Source organism: Pantoea sp. USHLN298 (genome assembly GCF_037149395.1).
Taxonomy (GTDB): Bacteria; Pseudomonadota; Gammaproteobacteria; order Enterobacterales; family Enterobacteriaceae; genus Pantoea; species Pantoea astica.
In genome coordinates this window covers 346,234-361,358 of the sequence record NZ_JBBCRO010000001.1, presented here as the reverse complement: position 1 = coordinate 361,358, position 15,125 = coordinate 346,234, and the positions used below count along the sequence as shown (strand labels likewise).

General features: G+C 58.2%; 14 protein-coding genes and 3 tRNA genes. 4 read left to right on the top strand and 13 right to left on the bottom strand.

Features of this window, described 5'->3' with window-relative positions:
* The first annotated feature begins 1 nt into the window (after position 1).
* Genes WFK59_RS01855 through zitB form a run of 3 tightly spaced genes read left to right on the top strand, consistent with a single transcriptional unit; the run spans position 2 to position 4,579 of the window.
* Entirely contained in the window at positions 2–583 is a 582-nt protein-coding gene (locus tag WFK59_RS01855) for a response regulator transcription factor (protein WP_094119441.1), read from the top strand.
* Positions 565–3,639, top strand: coding sequence for a hybrid sensor histidine kinase/response regulator (locus WFK59_RS01850; protein ID WP_336754885.1), 3,075 nt, complete (start codon positions 565–567; stop codon positions 3,637–3,639). Before WFK59_RS01855 ends, WFK59_RS01850 begins: the two co-directional genes overlap by 19 nt.
* Positions 3,617–4,579, top strand: a complete 963-nt coding sequence (gene zitB / locus WFK59_RS01845; protein WP_233984875.1) for a CDF family zinc transporter ZitB — start codon at positions 3,617–3,619, stop codon at positions 4,577–4,579. Before WFK59_RS01850 ends, zitB begins: the two co-directional genes overlap by 23 nt.
* Here the strand turns inward: zitB and pnuC are convergent.
* From pnuC to WFK59_RS01830, 3 genes are all read right to left on the bottom strand, one after another.
* Positions 4,573–5,295 carry a nicotinamide riboside transporter PnuC gene (gene pnuC / locus WFK59_RS01840; RefSeq protein ID WP_336754883.1) on the bottom strand — a complete coding sequence of 241 codons (723 nt, stop codon included), beginning with the start codon at positions 5,293–5,295 and terminating at the stop codon, positions 4,573–4,575. The genes zitB and pnuC overlap by 7 nt on opposite strands.
* A 24-nt stretch (positions 5,296–5,319) precedes the next feature.
* On the bottom strand, positions 5,320–6,381 hold the full coding sequence (gene nadA, locus WFK59_RS01835; protein WP_336754882.1) for a quinolinate synthase NadA: 1,062 nt from the start codon (positions 6,379–6,381) through the stop codon (positions 5,320–5,322).
* A 147-nt stretch (positions 6,382–6,528) separates the two neighbouring features.
* Positions 6,529–7,050, bottom strand: a complete 522-nt coding sequence (locus WFK59_RS01830; protein WP_336754881.1) for a methylated-DNA--[protein]-cysteine S-methyltransferase — start codon at positions 7,048–7,050, stop codon at positions 6,529–6,531.
* 159 nt (positions 7,051–7,209) lie between these two features.
* Here WFK59_RS01830 and WFK59_RS01825 point away from each other — a divergent pair, with 159 nt between their 5' ends.
* Entirely contained in the window at positions 7,210–8,658 is a 1,449-nt protein-coding gene (locus tag WFK59_RS01825; RefSeq protein WP_233984879.1) for an AlkA N-terminal domain-containing protein, read from the top strand.
* Positions 8,659–8,955: 297 nt separating this feature from the next.
* Here the strand turns inward: WFK59_RS01825 and WFK59_RS01820 are convergent.
* The 10 genes from WFK59_RS01820 to ybgC all read right to left on the bottom strand — a co-directional run bounded on the left by WFK59_RS01820 (position 8,956) and on the right by ybgC (position 15,114).
* A tRNA-Lys gene (locus tag WFK59_RS01820) sits at positions 8,956–9,031 on the bottom strand.
* Positions 9,032–9,077: 46 nt separating this feature from the next.
* Positions 9,078–9,153 (bottom strand) — tRNA-Lys (locus tag WFK59_RS01815).
* 74 nt (positions 9,154–9,227) lie between these two features.
* A tRNA-Lys gene (locus WFK59_RS01810) sits at positions 9,228–9,303 on the bottom strand.
* 173 nt (positions 9,304–9,476) lie between these two features.
* Positions 9,477–10,271, bottom strand: coding sequence for a cell division protein CpoB (gene cpoB, locus WFK59_RS01805; RefSeq protein WP_233984880.1), 795 nt, complete (start codon positions 10,269–10,271; stop codon positions 9,477–9,479).
* 9 nt (positions 10,272–10,280) lie between these two features.
* On the bottom strand, positions 10,281–10,808 hold the full coding sequence (gene pal, locus WFK59_RS01800) for a peptidoglycan-associated lipoprotein Pal (RefSeq protein ID WP_031374834.1): 528 nt from the start codon (positions 10,806–10,808) through the stop codon (positions 10,281–10,283).
* Positions 10,809–10,859: 51 nt separating this feature from the next.
* Positions 10,860–12,155, bottom strand: coding sequence for a Tol-Pal system beta propeller repeat protein TolB (gene tolB, locus WFK59_RS01795; RefSeq protein WP_233984881.1), 1,296 nt, complete (start codon positions 12,153–12,155; stop codon positions 10,860–10,862).
* A 115-nt stretch (positions 12,156–12,270) separates the two neighbouring features.
* Entirely contained in the window at positions 12,271–13,557 is a 1,287-nt protein-coding gene (gene tolA / locus WFK59_RS01790) for a cell envelope integrity protein TolA (protein ID WP_336754880.1), read from the bottom strand.
* A gap of 27 nt (positions 13,558–13,584) precedes the next feature.
* On the bottom strand, positions 13,585–14,013 hold the full coding sequence (gene tolR / locus WFK59_RS01785) for a colicin uptake protein TolR (protein WP_010260764.1): 429 nt from the start codon (positions 14,011–14,013) through the stop codon (positions 13,585–13,587).
* 13 nt (positions 14,014–14,026) lie between these two features.
* Positions 14,027–14,713 (bottom strand): Tol-Pal system protein TolQ, encoded by a 687-nt coding sequence (gene tolQ / locus WFK59_RS01780; RefSeq protein WP_031374831.1) that lies wholly within the window; start codon positions 14,711–14,713, stop codon positions 14,027–14,029.
* A complete protein-coding gene (ybgC, locus tag WFK59_RS01775) occupies positions 14,710–15,114 on the bottom strand; it encodes a tol-pal system-associated acyl-CoA thioesterase (RefSeq protein ID WP_031374830.1) in 405 nt (134 codons plus the stop codon). The genes tolQ and ybgC overlap by 4 nt, the downstream gene beginning before the upstream one ends.
* Between the last annotated feature and the right edge of the window lie 11 nt (positions 15,115–15,125).

Sequence of the window (15,125 nt, the reverse complement as noted above, 5' to 3'; positions counted from 1 at the left end):
CATGGCCGCATTGCTTCTGATTGACGATCATCCACTGGTCGAGGTCGCCCTTGAGGCTGCGCTGACTCAGTCACCGATTCCGGTAAAACTTTACTCTGCCAGCAGTGAAAAAGCCGCACGCGCCTTTCTCTCTTTGCCGCTGGATATTATCGTGCTGGACATTGGCCTGCCGGATGGCGACGGCCTGGAGATTCTGCGCCGTCTGAAGATTCATCTGCCCGATTGCCCGGTGCTGATCTACTCGGCGCAGCAAACCCATCACACCATGCGACGCGCTCAGGCGCTGGGTGCGGCAGGTTATGTGGTGAAAAGTCAGCGCATGGAGCAGCTCCTGAGCGCGATTCTGGCGGTGCTGGGCGGTCACACGGCCTTTCCTGCTATTGAGGATGAACCAGAACTGCCGCTGACCCAGAAAGAGCGCCAGGTCCTGGCATTACTGGCCAGCGGCCTCTCTAACCTGCAAATTGCCGCTCAGCTGCATATCAGCAACAAAACCGTCAGCACCCATAAAAAGAATATTCTGGAAAAGACCGGTGCCCGCTCGGTGGTGGAACTGGCTGACCTGTGGAAAGCGCAGCAGTGAGGAACTGGCTGCTGATTTTATTGCTGTTATGGAGCGGAGTCGGGATGGCCGTCCGGCCAGTAAGCAGCGTAAATCTGCCGATGATGCTGCCGGTGAACCGCGCCGAAACCATGCAGGGTCGGATGCTGCGCGTCGGTCTGCTGGAGGAGAACAACGCGCCCTGGGCGATGCGCATCGGCAACGATCTCTATGGCATCAATGCCGATTATCTCTCGGCGCTGCGTCAGCTGACCGGTGCCCAGTTCAGTCTGACGCTGTACGCCGATCAGGCACATCTATTGCAGGCGCTGAATAACGGAGAGATCGATTTTGCCCTGGGTATGCTGGCCGCGCCGTTACCGCCAGGCACGCTCAGCAGTGACATCTGGTACAGCAGCCCGCTACGCATCTACCGTAACCAGCAGAATCAGCGCGCCGTGATGTTTAACAGCCAGAATGCCCAGCTGGCGATCAGTGACACCACGCTGGCACAGCTGCCGCCCGATCTGGCGGCGCGCCATCGCTGGCGGCGTTATAGCAGCGATCTGCAGGCTCTCTATACCCTGCTTAATCAGCAGAACGATTATGTGGTGGCGGATGAGACCAGCGCCGGCTTTCTGTTAAGTCAGCTGCAGCAGGGTCAGATTTATCAGATTGCTTCGCGGATAGAGGCCGGTCAGCTCAGCCTGCGCGCGGTGAGCCGCGATCCGCAGCTGATTAGCTGGATCAATCAGAGCCTGCGTCAGCTGCCCGCCGAGCTGATGAACACGCTTCAGGCGCGCTGGAGCAGCATCCTGCCACGCTATCAGGATACCCAGACGCTGATGCTCAGCCCGGATGAACGGGCATGGATTGCCGCCCATCCACGGGTGTTCTACGCCGCCGAGCCGGATAACTATCCGTGGAGCTACCGCGACAGCACCGGCACGGCGCGCGGCTACGGCGTCGAGCTGCTGAAAGTGATCGCCCAGAGTACCGGACTGCAATTCGAGCCGGTATGGGTCAGCAATCCCCGCCAGGCCGCCGCACTGATCGGTCAGCAGCAGGCGATGCTGCAGCTGATGCAACCGCTTAACGGTGATGCGATGCAGAGCACCTCGCTACCGGTGTGGCGGGCGTTGTGGGGCATCTACAGCATTCAGCCCCATTCCCTGACGCACTGGCGTGACCTGCGCGGTAAGCGGGTCGGCGTGCTACAGGACGATCTGGCGCTGCGGCTGTTGCCCGACGACCTGCAGCCGCAGCGCTTTGCCGATCGCAACAGCCTGTACGATGCGCTGGCCAGAGGCCAGATTGATGCCCTGGTCGATAACGTGCTGTCAGCCCGCTGGCGTATCGCCAGCCGCAACGATCCCCGTATTCATCTCGCCTTCGCCGCCAGCGACATCGCCTGGCCGATCGCGCTGGGCGTCGCCCCGGATCAGCCGGTGCTGCGTGCGCTGCTGGATCGGGCGTTGCAGCAGATTCCGGCTGAAACCCAGAGCCAGATGCGCGATAGCTGGTCCACTCCGCCACAGCCGGGCAGCGTGATGGTGATGCGCTCCTTACCGATGATGGTGCTGGTAGTGGCCGGAGCGGCGATCGCCTTACTGCTGCTGTTACTGGCGCGCCGCTACTGGCAGCAGCGCCGGGAGCGTCAGCAGCGTGAGCAGGCGGAGCGCGCCAACGCGATGAAGAGCCAGTTTCTGGCCACCGTCAGCCATGAGCTGCGCACGCCGATGCAGGCGATTCTCGGACTGCTGGAGCTGGAAAAGCAGCAGCACAGCAGCCAGAATCTGACGCTACTGCACAGCAGCGCGCAATCATTGCTGACCTTACTCAACGACCTGCAGGATCACGCCCGGATTGAGAGCAACAGCTTTACGCTGTCGCCGCGTCCGCTGGCGCTGGCGACCTGGCTCGAACAGCAGCAGCACTTTTACCATCCGTTGATGCGCGCTGACGGACCGCGTCTGGTGGTCAGGGCGCTGACGCCGCTGCCGGAGGCGATTCTGATCGATGCCGATCGCCTGCAACAGGTAGTGAATAACCTGATGACCAATGCGCTGAAATTTACCCGGCACGGTGAGATCCGGCTGACGCTGGCGGCCCGACAGCAGCTGGAGCTGACGGTCAGCGACAGCGGTAGCGGCATTCCGCCGGAGGAGCAGCAGAAGCTGTTCGATCCCTGGTATCAGGCACCGTCGGGCAAATCGGTTTCCGTCCAGGGCAGCGGCCTGGGGCTGTTTATCTGCCGGGAAATGGTGTTGCGCATGGGCGGCGATATCCGGCTGGTTTCTCAACCCGGTCACGGCACCGAAGTGACGGTCACGCTTCCGCTTGAGCCCTGTCAGCCGGTCAGCCCTGTCAGCGAATCTGCCCTGCCCGGCTACCCGCAGTTGCGGGTGGCGATTGTTGATGACCATCCCACCAATCTGCTGGTGATGCAGCAGCAGCTGGCGCGCTTCGCTATTCAGGCCGATACCTTCGAGCAGGGCCGCGACCTGTTGCGCGCCGATGCGCAGCAGCCGTATGACCTGCTGTTTATCGACCAGATGATGCCGCGTCCCGACGGCACGCTGCTGCTGCGGCTGCTGCGCCGTCGCGATCGTCAGCGTGGCCGTCAGGCGATGCGGGTATTGTGCTCAGCCGACGCCCAGTTGCTGTCCCAGCCGCTGGCGGCCGGCGAACGGGTGCTGATTAAACCGGTGCAGTTATCCGATCTCAGCGCCCTGCTGGCCGCCTGGCAGCCCGATCCGCTGGCGGCACTGGATGACAACCTGTTACGACTGGCGCAGCACAACGACCGGTTCCTTGGCCGTCTGAGCCAGACATTACGCGACACCGTCAGCCAGGATCTGGCGCGGCTTGCCGCGGCGCGCGATCGGCAGGACTGGACGCAGCTGGCGGAAGCCGCACACCGGATGAAAGGCAGCTGGTTACTGGTCGGGCTGGAGGAAGGCGCGCAGCTTAGCCAGCAGTTAGCGGAGCAGGCAAAACAGCATCAGGACACCGCTGAAACGTGGCGATTACTGATATTATTGACTAACAGGTTACTGAAAAAACTGGATTCTTATGGCACACACCCACACTCATAGCGGGCAGGATAGCAATCGTACCCGTCTGGCCGCGGCATTTGGCGTTACCACCCTGTTTATGATCGCCGAAGTGATTGGCGGCTGGCTCTCTGGCTCGCTGGCGCTGCTAGCCGATGCCGGACATATGCTGACCGATGCGGCAGCGCTGTTGATGGCGCTGCTGGCAGTGCAGTTTGCCCGCCGCAAGCCCAATGCACGCCATACTTTCGGCCTGCTGCGCCTGACCACGCTGGCCGCCTTCGTCAACGCTATCGCCCTGCTGGTGATTACCGCCCTGATCGTCTGGGAAGCCGTGCGCCGTTTCGCCGATCCGCAGCCGGTCACCGGCGGGCTGATGCTGGGCATTGCTATCGCGGGACTGCTGGCCAATATCCTGTCGTTCTGGTTGCTGCATCACGGCAGCGGCGAGAAGAACCTCAACGTGCGCGCTGCGGCGCTGCATGTGATGGGTGATTTGCTGGGTTCGGTCGGGGCGGTGGCGGCGGCAGTGATCATTATGCTGACCGGCTGGACGCCGATTGACCCGATCCTGTCACTGCTGGTGTCGCTGCTGGTACTGCGCAGCGCCTGGGCGCTGCTGCGTGAAAGCCTGCAGGAGCTGCTGGAAGGTGCGCCGCGCTCGCTTGACGTCACCCGGCTGATTCGCGATTTGACCCTGAATATTGCCGAAGTGCGCAACGTGCATCATGTGCATCTGTGGCAGGTTGGCGAGAAACCGCTGCTGACGCTGCATGTGCAGGTGATCCCGCCGTACGATCATGATGCGCTGCTGCACCGCATTCACGCCTATCTGCAGCAGCACTATCAGATTGCGCACGCCACCGTACAGATGGAGTATCAGCCCTGTGCCGGTGCCGAGTGTGAGCTCGGCATCAGCGGTGGCTCAGATCACTCTCATCCTGCGCACCATCACGCCGCGGGCGAGCATCACGCTCACTGAGACGACAGCGCGCGGGAACCCTGTTGCCGCGCGCTGCGAATCCACATCCGGGAACCGTTCAGCGCAATCAGCGTCAGAATCACATACTCCAGCGACATCGCATACACCCCCTGACGGGCGAAGATCATTACGCTGATCACGTTGATAATCACCCACAGCAGCCAGTTCTCAACATATTTGCGCGTCATCAGAATCATTGCCGCAATCGACAGCACCATCATGCACGAATCCCAGAACGGGAAGGCATCCGGTTGCAGCACCGGCATCGCCACCGTCAGTCCGAGACCGTTCATCAGCGTGACCGCTGCCTGCGTCAGGACGGCAAATACCGGGTCGATATAGAGCGTCATCAGCGCAATCGCAACGATGCAGCCCACCGCCCACGCCAGCGCTTTAGGTAACGGCAGCCAGCGAATCTTCAGCGCGGCCTGGTGGTCGTCGGTCTGGCGACTCCAGGCGTACCAGCCATAGAGATTGGCGACAAAAAAGAACAGCTGTAACAGCAGGCTGGCATAGAGCTGGATTTGAAAGAAGATCACCGCAAACAGCGTGACGTTAATCAGGCCAAACGGATAGTTGACGATCTTTTCCAGGCTAGCGAGCCAGATGCAGAGCAAGCCTGCCAGCGTGCCGATCGCCTCAATCCACGAGAGATCGTAGCCGCCCGCACCGAGCGGAATATGAACCAGAATATTGTGTGTGCTGAAGAAGTCCATGCCAGGCACCTGTCAAAGAAACGCTTACGCGTTTCCTTTCACGTTGAGTTTAAGATCCGCTGCAAAGGATAGCATGCGGTTAAGCGGCAGCAACGCGGCTTCTCGCAGGTCATTGTCAACCTGCACCTCATGCTGCGCGCCGCCCGACTCCAGCGCCTCTGCAATCGCCCTGAGGCCGTTCATCGCCATCCACGGACAGTGGGCGCAGCTGCGGCAGGTAGCCCCTTCGCCAGCGGTCGGCGCTTCCAGCAGCTCTTTCTCCGGTACCGCCTGCTGCATTTTATAAAAGATGCCGCGATCGGTGGCCACAATCATTTGCGGATGCGGCAGCGATTTCGCCGCCTGAATCAGCTGGCTGGTAGAGCCCACCGCGTCGGCCAGATCGACAATCGCCTGCGGCGACTCCGGATGCACCAGCACCGCTGCGTCGGGATAGAGCGCCTTCATGCGCTGCAGCGCCTGGGTTTTAAATTCGTCATGCACAATACAGGCGCCCTGCCAGCACAGCACATCCGCGCCCGATTTTTGCGTCACGTAGCGGCCAAGATGGCGATCCGGTGCCCAGATGATCTTCTCACCGAGGCTGTCGAGATGTTCAATCAGCTCAACCGCGATGCTGGAGGTCACCACCCAGTCGGCGCGTGCTTTCACCGCCGCGGAGGTATTGGCGTAGACCACCACGGTACGATCGGGATGGGCATCGCAGAAGGCGTTAAACTCCTCAATCGGGCAGCCGAGATCGAGTGAGCATTCCGCCTGCAGTGTCGGCATCAGCACCCTCTTCTCCGGGCTGAGAATTTTGGCGGTTTCACCCATAAAGCGCACGCCCGCCACCAGCAAGGTCGTGGCCGGATGTTGACTGCCGAAGCGCGCCATCTCCAGCGAGTCCGAGACACAGCCGCCGGTCTCTTCGGCCAGCGCCTGAATTTCCGGGTCGGTATAGTAGTGCGCCACCATGACGGCGTTACGCGCTTTCAGCAACGCTTTGATTTTTTCGCGGTAGCCCGCTTTTTCATCGTCAGTCAGACGGGCCGGTTTAGGCGGAAAGGGGTAAACGGCGCTCTCAGGATCGAACATCACACTCATGACACAGCTCTCGTTTTATCTAATTAACGAAAATCGCCTGTTAAGGCGACTTATGGCGTTGATCCCGCCATCGTGTTTTATATGCTAAACACGATAGCGGAAATGTCTCGGTGTGTCGTGGGGTTTTTGTTCAGCCCGTATGAATAATCAGCTCACGTCGGGCTGCGTGGTGGTTGCCAGCGCCAGGTGTGCCTGCGGGGCTTCCAGTGCCAGCAGAAAGGCTTTGATCTCCAGTCCCCCGGCAAAGCCGGTGAGTTTACCGTTGGCACCAATCACCCGATGGCAGGGTGCGATAATCGAGAGCGGATTACGGCCGTTGGCGGCCCCGACCGCACGGACTGCCAGCGGATGACCAATCTCACGGGCAATCTGGCTGTAGCTGCGTGTTTCGCCAAACGGGATCACCACCAGCGCCTGCCACACCTTCTTCTGAAAGTCGGTGCCGACAAAGTCGAGCGGCAGTTCGAAACAGCGGCGTTTGCCAGCAAAATATTCCGCCAGCTGCTGTTCGGCCGCCAGAAACACCGGCAGGTCATCGTGACGGGTTTGCGGTAGAAACCGGGTGCGTCTGGGATCGTCGTTCTCCCACAAAATGCCGACCAGACCACGGTCGCTGGCCACCAGCTTGAGTTCGCCGACCGGTGTGACGATAGGTTTGAAGTAATACATGCTGATTCTCCGCTCACTGAGTCAGTGCCGATTATCGCACTTTTCAGCCGTCAGGCTGGCTGTTTTCGGTCACGACGATAAACTGTTGTGCTGTCCGAAAACAGCCAGTCTGCCTGCCGTATCCGGCGTAGGCTGCGCTTTATTTGCCGGAGAAAGACCATGCTCGATCCCGAGATTGCCTATCAGGCGCTGACCTCACGTGATACCCGCTTCGATGGAGTTTTCTTCGTCGGCGTCACCTCAACCGGCATCTATTGCCGTCCGATCTGCCCGGTGAAAGCGCCGATGCAGAAAAACTGTCTGTTCTTCAGCAGCGCCGAAGCGGCCGAAAAAGCGCGGTTCCGTCCCTGCCTGCGCTGCCGGCCAGAACTGGCACCGGGCAATGCGCCGGTGGATCATGCGCATCGCATTGCCGATCGGCTGGTGCAGCGCATTGAGGAAGGCGTGCTGGAGCAGCACGAGGGGCTGGATGAGATTGCGGCCGAGTTTGGCATCAGCGCACGCCAGCTGCGGCGCATTGTGCAGCAGGAGCTGGGCGTCTCGCCGCTGGAGCTGAAGCAGACGCGTCGGATGCTGCTGGCGAAACAGCTACTGACCGAAACCCGGTTGCCGATTATTGATGTCGCCTATGCCAGCGGCTTTGGCAGCCTGCGGCGCTTCAATGATGTCTTTCAGGCCCGTTACCGCATGACACCGGGTGCCTTACGCAAGCAGACGCTGCCGGCGGCACAGCTGCAGCCTGATGATACTATGCGGCTGCGGCTTAGCTATCGTCCGCCTTACGACTGGCAGGCGATGCTCAGTTTTCTGCAGCTCCGTCTGATGAAAGAGATCGAGGCGGTTGAAGATAACTGTTACCGGCGCACCGTGGCGCTGGGCGACTATCGCGGCTGGGTCAGCGTGTCACATCTGCCGGCAAAACAGGCGTTGCAGGTTGAGTTCACCAGCAGTTTAACGCCGGTGTTGCCCGCCCTGCTGCGTCGGCTGCGCGATCTGTTCGATCTTAATGCGCAGCCACAGCGGATTGCGGCGCACCTGCAACAGGACCCACTGCTGGCGCAGAGCCTGGCGGATTACCCCGGCCTGCGGGTGCCTGGTGCCTTTGACGGCTTTGAAATGGGGGTCCGGGCGATACTTGGTCAGCAGATCACGGTGAAAGCCGCGACCACGCTGAGCAGCCGTTTTGCTGAGGCGTTTGGCGAGGCCTGCGTGACGCCGTTCGCCGATCTGTCACGTTACTCCGCCCGTCCGGAACGGATTGCAGAAACCGCGCTGGATGAGATTGCCCGGCTCGGGATTGTCAGCGCCCGCGCCAGAGCGATTCAGGCGTTCGCCAGCGCCTGCGCCAGCGGTGAGCTACGGTTCAATGCCACGCTGTCGCCTGAGGCGATGATGACGCGGCTGATGAGCTTACCGGGCATTGGTCCGTGGACGGCTCACTATATTGCGATGCGCGCCCTGCGCTGGCCGGATGCGTTTCCGAAAGAAGACATTGCGGTGCGCAATAATCTGGGTGGCCTGACGCCGCGCGCCGCTGAGCAGCGTTCACAGGTCTGGCGGCCGTGGCGTAGCTACGCGGTGATGCATATCTGGAAGAGTCTGTCGTAGTCGGGAAATGGAGTGATGCTGGCGATTCAGTCGAACCTGCGGCAGGTCCTCATCCGGCACGCTTAACTCTGTGCCCTGAAAACGAAAAAAGCGCCTTAAAGGCGCTTTTTTCTTAATTGGTGGGTCGTGCAGGATAAGCCTCGGCCCATCCGGGGCCTCGCCCTGCGGGTGATGCTGGCGCATCAGCCTGAATCGCTCCCCGCGATTCAGTCGAACCTGCGGCAGGTCCTCATCCGGCACGCTTAACTCTGTGCCCTGAAAACGAAAAAAGCGCCTTAAAGGCGCTTCTTTCTTAATTGGTGGGTCGTGCAGGATTCGAACCTGCGACCAATTGATTAAAAGTCAACTGCTCTACCAACTGAGCTAACGACCCGCTGGGGGCTTACAACCGTTCTTCGCGCCGGGCGCCTGAAACAAGATGGTGGGTCGTGCAGGATTCGAACCTGCGACCAATTGATTAAAAGTCAACTGCTCTACCAACTGAGCTAACGACCCATCTTAGGTTGTGAAGCAATGCTGAAGGTTATTTCCTGAAAGGGCGCGCAGTTAACAACGCGTCTGACCGGAGATGGTGGGTCGTGCAGGATTCGAACCTGCGACCAATTGATTAAAAGTCAACTGCTCTACCAACTGAGCTAACGACCCATCTTCAGGCTTACCGGACACTTTTGCAATTTTGCAATGTCACCCGGCAACGGCGGCATATATTACTGATTTACTGAGGTAGCGCAACCCTTATTTCTGCCAAAAGCGTCGTTTGCTTACCTTTCATACGGCAAGACCAGAAATCACACGATATCCGGTCTGAACCGTACAGATTACATCCCTGCCAGACGTTTTTGCGCCTGTTTTGCAGAGTCGGTATTGGGATAAAGTTTGATCACCTGCTGGTAAACCGCTTTGGCTTTCGCCGTGTCGTTTTTCTCCTGCATGATGACGCCCACTTTCAATAACGCCTCTGCGGCTTTCGGCGACTTCGGATAGTTTTTCACCACCGTGGCGTAATAATAGGCCGCGTCGTCCTTTTTGCCTTTGTTGTAGTTCAGCTGTCCCAGCCAGTAATTGGCGTTCGGCTGATAGGTCGAATCAGGGTAACGTTTTACCCATGCCTGCAGCGCAGTGATCGCCTGATCGTACTGTTTCTTCTCCAGAATCAGCGCAACAGCCGCATTGTAATCACTGTTTGCATCACCGCTCTGCGTCGGTGCGCTATCAGTGGCAGCCGCCGCACCCGCGTCGGTGGCCGCCGCTGCACCGGCTGAGGCATCGCTGCCAGCCGCTGACTGCGCGCCGCCGCTGTTACTGCTGCTCAGGCTGTCGATCTGCTGATAGAGCTGTTTCTGACGCTCGACGACCTGATTAAGCTGATACGAGTTTTGCTGGATTTGCCCACGCAGCGAGTCGATGTCACGCTGGTTATCGCTCATCTGCTGTTGCAGTTGTTGCATCAGCTGTGCCTGGGCATTGGAGATTCGTTCAAGAGTGGTGACACGGTCTTCGACCGAGCCGGAGCCAACGCTACTGATTGACGCTTGGGCATTAGCGGCCCAGGGGGCCGCTACGCCAATCAGTAACGACAGACTCAACAGATGATGTCTGAAGTTACTAACCATGTGATTCTCTTAGTAGACCAGTACGGCACGACGGTTTTTAGAGTAAGCCGCTTCGTCATGACCCAGAACCGCTGGCTTCTCTTTACCATAAGAAACGATAGACATCTGATCGGCAGAAACGCCTTTGCCTTGCAGATACATTTTCACTGCGCTGGCGCGACGTTCGCCCAGGGCGATGTTGTATTCCGGCGTACCGCGCTCATCCGCGTGACCTTCAATGGTCACTTTGTAAGATGGGTTGCTACGCAGGAAGGCAGCATGCTGATCCAGCATCTGAGCGTAATCAGACTGAACGTCATATTTGTCCAGACCGAAGTAGACGATGTTGTTCTGCTGCAGCTGCTGCATCTGCAGACGCGCCTGCTCGTCAGAAGACATGTTGCCGCCGTTGCCGTTCATGCCAGAATTTGCACCGTAAGCGCCATCAGCGCCCATGCCAGTCTGGTCATTGTTGTTGTTTTTGTGTGAGCTACAAGCCGCTACTGCCAGAACCGGCAGAGCCAGCATCAAACCCTTCAGCACTTTGTTCAGTTGCATTTCAAAAATCCCATTATTGTTTATTGTTTGTGATGTCTGTTAAGTCAGACATTACAGATACGGCGACCAGGCAGGAAATTTTACCTGTCCATCAGTTGCCGGAAGACGCGCTTTGAAACGGCCGTCGGTTGAAACCAACTGCAGCACGGAACCCATCCCCTGAGTAGAGCTATAGATTACCATTGTGCCGTTCGGTGCCAGGCTCGGCGTTTCATCCAGGAACGTGTCCGTTAACGTTTGAACGGCTCCCGTTTCCAGATCCTGTTTGGCGACGTGTTGAGCACCGCCACTGGTGCTAATCATCACCATTGATTTACCATCGGTAGCCACATCCGCATCCTGGTTCTGACCGCCTTCCCAGGTAATACGCTGTGGCGTGCCACCGTTGAGACCCACTTTATAAATCTGCGGCGCACCCGCCTGATCCGAGGTATAAGCCAGCGTCTGGCTATCCGGGAACCAGGTCGGTTCGGTGCTGTTATAACGGCCATCGGTCACCTGACGGGTCTGACCGGACGCCAGATCCATGACGTAGAGGTTGAGGCTACCGGTTTTAGACAGGGCAAAAGCCAGTTTTGAGCCATCTGGTGAGAACGCCGGCGCACCGTTGTGACGCGGATAAGAGGCGACCTGGCGCACAGCACCGTTGGAGAGCGTCTGCACTACCAGCGCTGACTTGCCGCTTTCAAAGGTCACGTAAGCCACTTTGCTGCCATCTGGCGACCAGGCGGGTGACATCAGCGGCTGCGGCGAGCGGTGTACCACAAACTGGTTGTAGCCATCGTAATCCGCCACGCGCAGTTCATATGGGAACTGACCGCCGTTGGTCTGCACCACATAGGCGATACGGGTGCGGAAAGCGCCTTTAATACCGGTCAGCTTCTGAAAGGTTTCGTCACTGGCGGTGTGCGCCGCATAGCGCAGCCACTGTTTGGTCACCTTGAAGGAGTTTTGTGCCAGCACGGTCCCTGGCGCGCCGCCGGTATCGACGAGCTGATAAGAGACCTGATAGCTGCCATCCGGGTTAGACTGCACCTGACCCACAACGACGGAATCAATGCCCAGCGCGCTCCAGGCAGCAGGCTGAACTTCCTGCGCGCTGGTTGGCTGCTGTGGCAGACGTGAGCGATCAAGCGGATTAAATTTACCGCTGTTGCGCAGGTCAGCCGCCACAATGCCACCGATATCTTCTGGCGCGGCGCCAGCACCGGCCCATTTAAACGGGACCACGCCAATCGGGCGTGCGGTATTCACACCCTGGGTGATCTCAATACGAACTTCTGCATGCAGCACGGCTGCCCACAGCAGGATAAAAAAGCCTAACGTAACGCGAAGAGCTTGCTTCATTTTATCTCCCTTATCTGAACCTCAGTCCACGATAATTGGCACTGTTCCTGGAAACCATGAGTACGACTTAATTACGGCAAGCTAACCTTAGATCAACTTGCCGTCAGATACTGCATTATTGCGGTTTAAAATCCAGAGGTGCGTTGCGGAACACCTCATAAACATCCTGACTAGGCGGCTTAGGAAAACGCGCCTGACGTGCTGCTGCCAATGCCGCCTGGCACAAAGCGGGATCTCCGCCTTCAGTTTTTGCGTCGATTAACATTCCATCTGGTGCCAACTTGATCCGCAAGGTACAGGTACGGCCTTTAAAGCTTTCCCAATCGTAAAACTTGCTCTTTACTGCGTCCTGGATTTGACCCGCATAATTGCTGATATCTGCACCTGATGCGCCCGATTTTTTCTGTTTACCCTGACCTGCTGCGCCAGAAGTGCCACTTTTCGGCGCATTTTTACCGGAGGCGAGTCCGCCTAGCAGGTCATCAACATCGCTGTCGTTGGCGGCATCTGCAGCGGCTTTGGCCTTCGCATCGGCTTTCGCTTTCGCTGCGGCGTCAGCTTTTGCTTTGGCGGCTGCATCGGCTTTCGCTTTCGCAGCGGCTTCCGCTTTCTCTTTAGCTGCGTCCGCTTTGGCTTTGGCGGCGGCTTCTGCTTTCTCTTTAGCGGCTTCGGCTTTCGCTTTCGCGGCTTCAGCCGCCTTTTCTTTGGCTTCTTCAGCCGCTTTGGCTTTCGCATCGGCCGCAGCTTTCGCTTTAGCTTCTGCAGCGGCTTTCGCCTCAGCTTCCGACTTCGCTTTGGCTTCGGCTACGGCTTTTTCTTTGGCTGCCGCGGCCGCGGCCGCTTTAGCCTGCTGATCGGCCTGTTTCTTCGCCTCTGCGGCAGCCTGTTTGGCCTGTTCGGCAGCGGCTTTCGCCTGCGCATCCGCCTGAGCTTTTGCGTCCGCTTTCGCTTTCGCTGCAGCCGCTTCAGCGGTTTTTTGTTGCTCCTGCGCTTGCTTCGCTGCCTCTTCTGCCGCTTTTTGCTGTTCGGCCTGCTGCTTCGCCTGCTGTCTGGCGTTTTCCTGCGCTTCCAGCCGCTCTTTCTCCAGCGCTTTCAGACGCTGCTGCTCTGCGGCCTGTTTCTGTTGCAACTCTTCAGCCTGCTGCTGCGCCTGCTTTTTACGCTGCTGTTCAGCGCGCTGGCTGTCGCTCTGCTGGTTCTGCTGACGGTTGTATTGACTCACTACCGCACCGGGATCGACCATCACAGCATCAATATCGCTGCCGCCGCCACCGGCACTGCTGGCGTCAATGTGCTCATTAAACGAGCTCCATATCAGCAGCGCGATCAGCACGATGTGCAGAATCACCGAAATGATTATCGCGCGCTTTAACTTCTCGTTTTGCTCGGTTGCCTTCGACACACTCGGTTCCCAAAAAACGGTTCGATTTTAAATCGGCTGCGTCATCAAACCGACAGATTTAACACCCGCCTGGTGCAGCAGGTTGAGCGCTTTAATAATTTCGTCGTAAGGCACTTCTTTCGCGCCCCCGATCAAAAAGACGGTCTTTGGATTCGCTTCCAGTCGACGCTGCGCTTCGCTGATGACCTGCTCCGGTGGCAACTGATCCATACGATCGTGATCGACCACCAGACTGTACTGACCGACACCCGCCACTTCGACAATCACCGGCGGGTTATCGTCACTGGCGACGGTTTTCGAATCGGTGGCATCAGGCAGGTCCACTTCTACGCTCTGGGTAATAATGGGCGCCGTCGCCATGAAGATCAGCAACAGCACCAACAGGACGTCCAGTAGCGGAACGATGTTGATTTCCGACTTCAGGTCGCGGCGTTTGCGACCACGTACTCTGGCCATCATTAACCTCTATTTACTTAGCGCTATCGCTGGAGAAAGCCTGGCGATGCAGAATGGCGGTGAACTCTTCCATGAAGTTGTCATAGCCCTGCTCCAGTTTGTTCACGCGCTGGTTCAGTCGGTTATAGGCCATCACCGCCGGGATCGCCGCAAACAGACCGATCGCCGTGGCGATCAGCGCTTCAGCAATACCAGGTGCAACCATTTGCAGAGTCGCCTGCTTCACCGCGCCCAGCGCGATAAAGGCGTGCATGATCCCCCAGACGGTACCAAACAGACCGATATAGGGACTGATGGAACCGACGGTGCCGAGGAAAGGAATGTGGTTTTCCAGCGCCTCCAGCTCACGGTTCATTGAGATGCGCATTGCACGACTTGCGCCCTCAATGACGGCTTCAGGCGCGTGGTTATTCGCGCGATGCAGACGGGCAAACTCTTTGAAGCCGGAGTAGAAAATCTGCTCCGACCCGGCGAGTTCATCACGGCGACCCTGGCTCTCCTGATAGAGACGAGAGAGTTCGATACCGGACCAGAACTTGTCTTCAAACGCCTCCGCTTCCCGCCCCGCCGCGTTGAGAATACGCGTACGCTGAATAATGATCGCCCAGGAGGCAATCGAAAAGCCGATCAAAATCAACATGATAAGTTTGACCAGAAGGCTCGCCTTCAGGAACAAATCAAGAATGTTCATGTCAGTCACTGCTTGAACTCCGCGACAATAGACTTGGGAAGCGCAATCGGCTTCATCAGATGTGGGTTAATGCAGGCAATCAGGACCTCTGCCTCATTGAGCACTTTGCCTTCAGCATTCACGATACGCTGGGTAAACGTCATGGTCGCCCGGGTCATTGATGTCACTTCACTCTGGATTTCCAGAAGGTCATCAAGACGCGCTGCGGCCAGATAGTCCACCGTCATGCGCCGCACCACAAAAGCGACCTGCTGTTCTAACAGCGTCTGCTGATTGAAATGGTGCTGACGCAACATTTCGGTACGTGCTCGTTCATAAAAAGCGATATAGCTGGCGTGATAAACCACGCCACCGGCATCAGTATCTTCGTAATAGACCCGAACCGGCCAGCGAAACAGCGTTGTACTCACTCTACATCCCG

Coding starts and splice junctions, on each gene's coding strand:
- WFK59_RS01855 (WP_094119441.1), top strand. CDS start 2: ATGGCCGCATTGCTTCTGATTGACGATCATCCACTGGTCGAGGTCGCC.
- zitB (WP_233984875.1), top strand. CDS start 3,617: ATGGCACACACCCACACTCATAGCGGGCAGGATAGCAATCGTACCCGT.
- pnuC (WP_336754883.1), bottom strand. CDS start 5,295: ATGGACTTCTTCAGCACACACAATATTCTGGTTCATATTCCGCTCGGT.
- nadA (WP_336754882.1), bottom strand. CDS start 6,381: ATGAGTGTGATGTTCGATCCTGAGAGCGCCGTTTACCCCTTTCCGCCT.
- WFK59_RS01830 (WP_336754881.1), bottom strand. CDS start 7,050: ATGTATTACTTCAAACCTATCGTCACACCGGTCGGCGAACTCAAGCTG.
- WFK59_RS01825 (WP_233984879.1), top strand. CDS start 7,210: ATGCTCGATCCCGAGATTGCCTATCAGGCGCTGACCTCACGTGATACC.
- cpoB (WP_233984880.1), bottom strand. CDS start 10,271: ATGGTTAGTAACTTCAGACATCATCTGTTGAGTCTGTCGTTACTGATT.
- pal (WP_031374834.1), bottom strand. CDS start 10,808: ATGCAACTGAACAAAGTGCTGAAGGGTTTGATGCTGGCTCTGCCGGTT.
- tolB (WP_233984881.1), bottom strand. CDS start 12,155: ATGAAGCAAGCTCTTCGCGTTACGTTAGGCTTTTTTATCCTGCTGTGG.
- tolR (WP_010260764.1), bottom strand. CDS start 14,013: ATGGCCAGAGTACGTGGTCGCAAACGCCGCGACCTGAAGTCGGAAATC.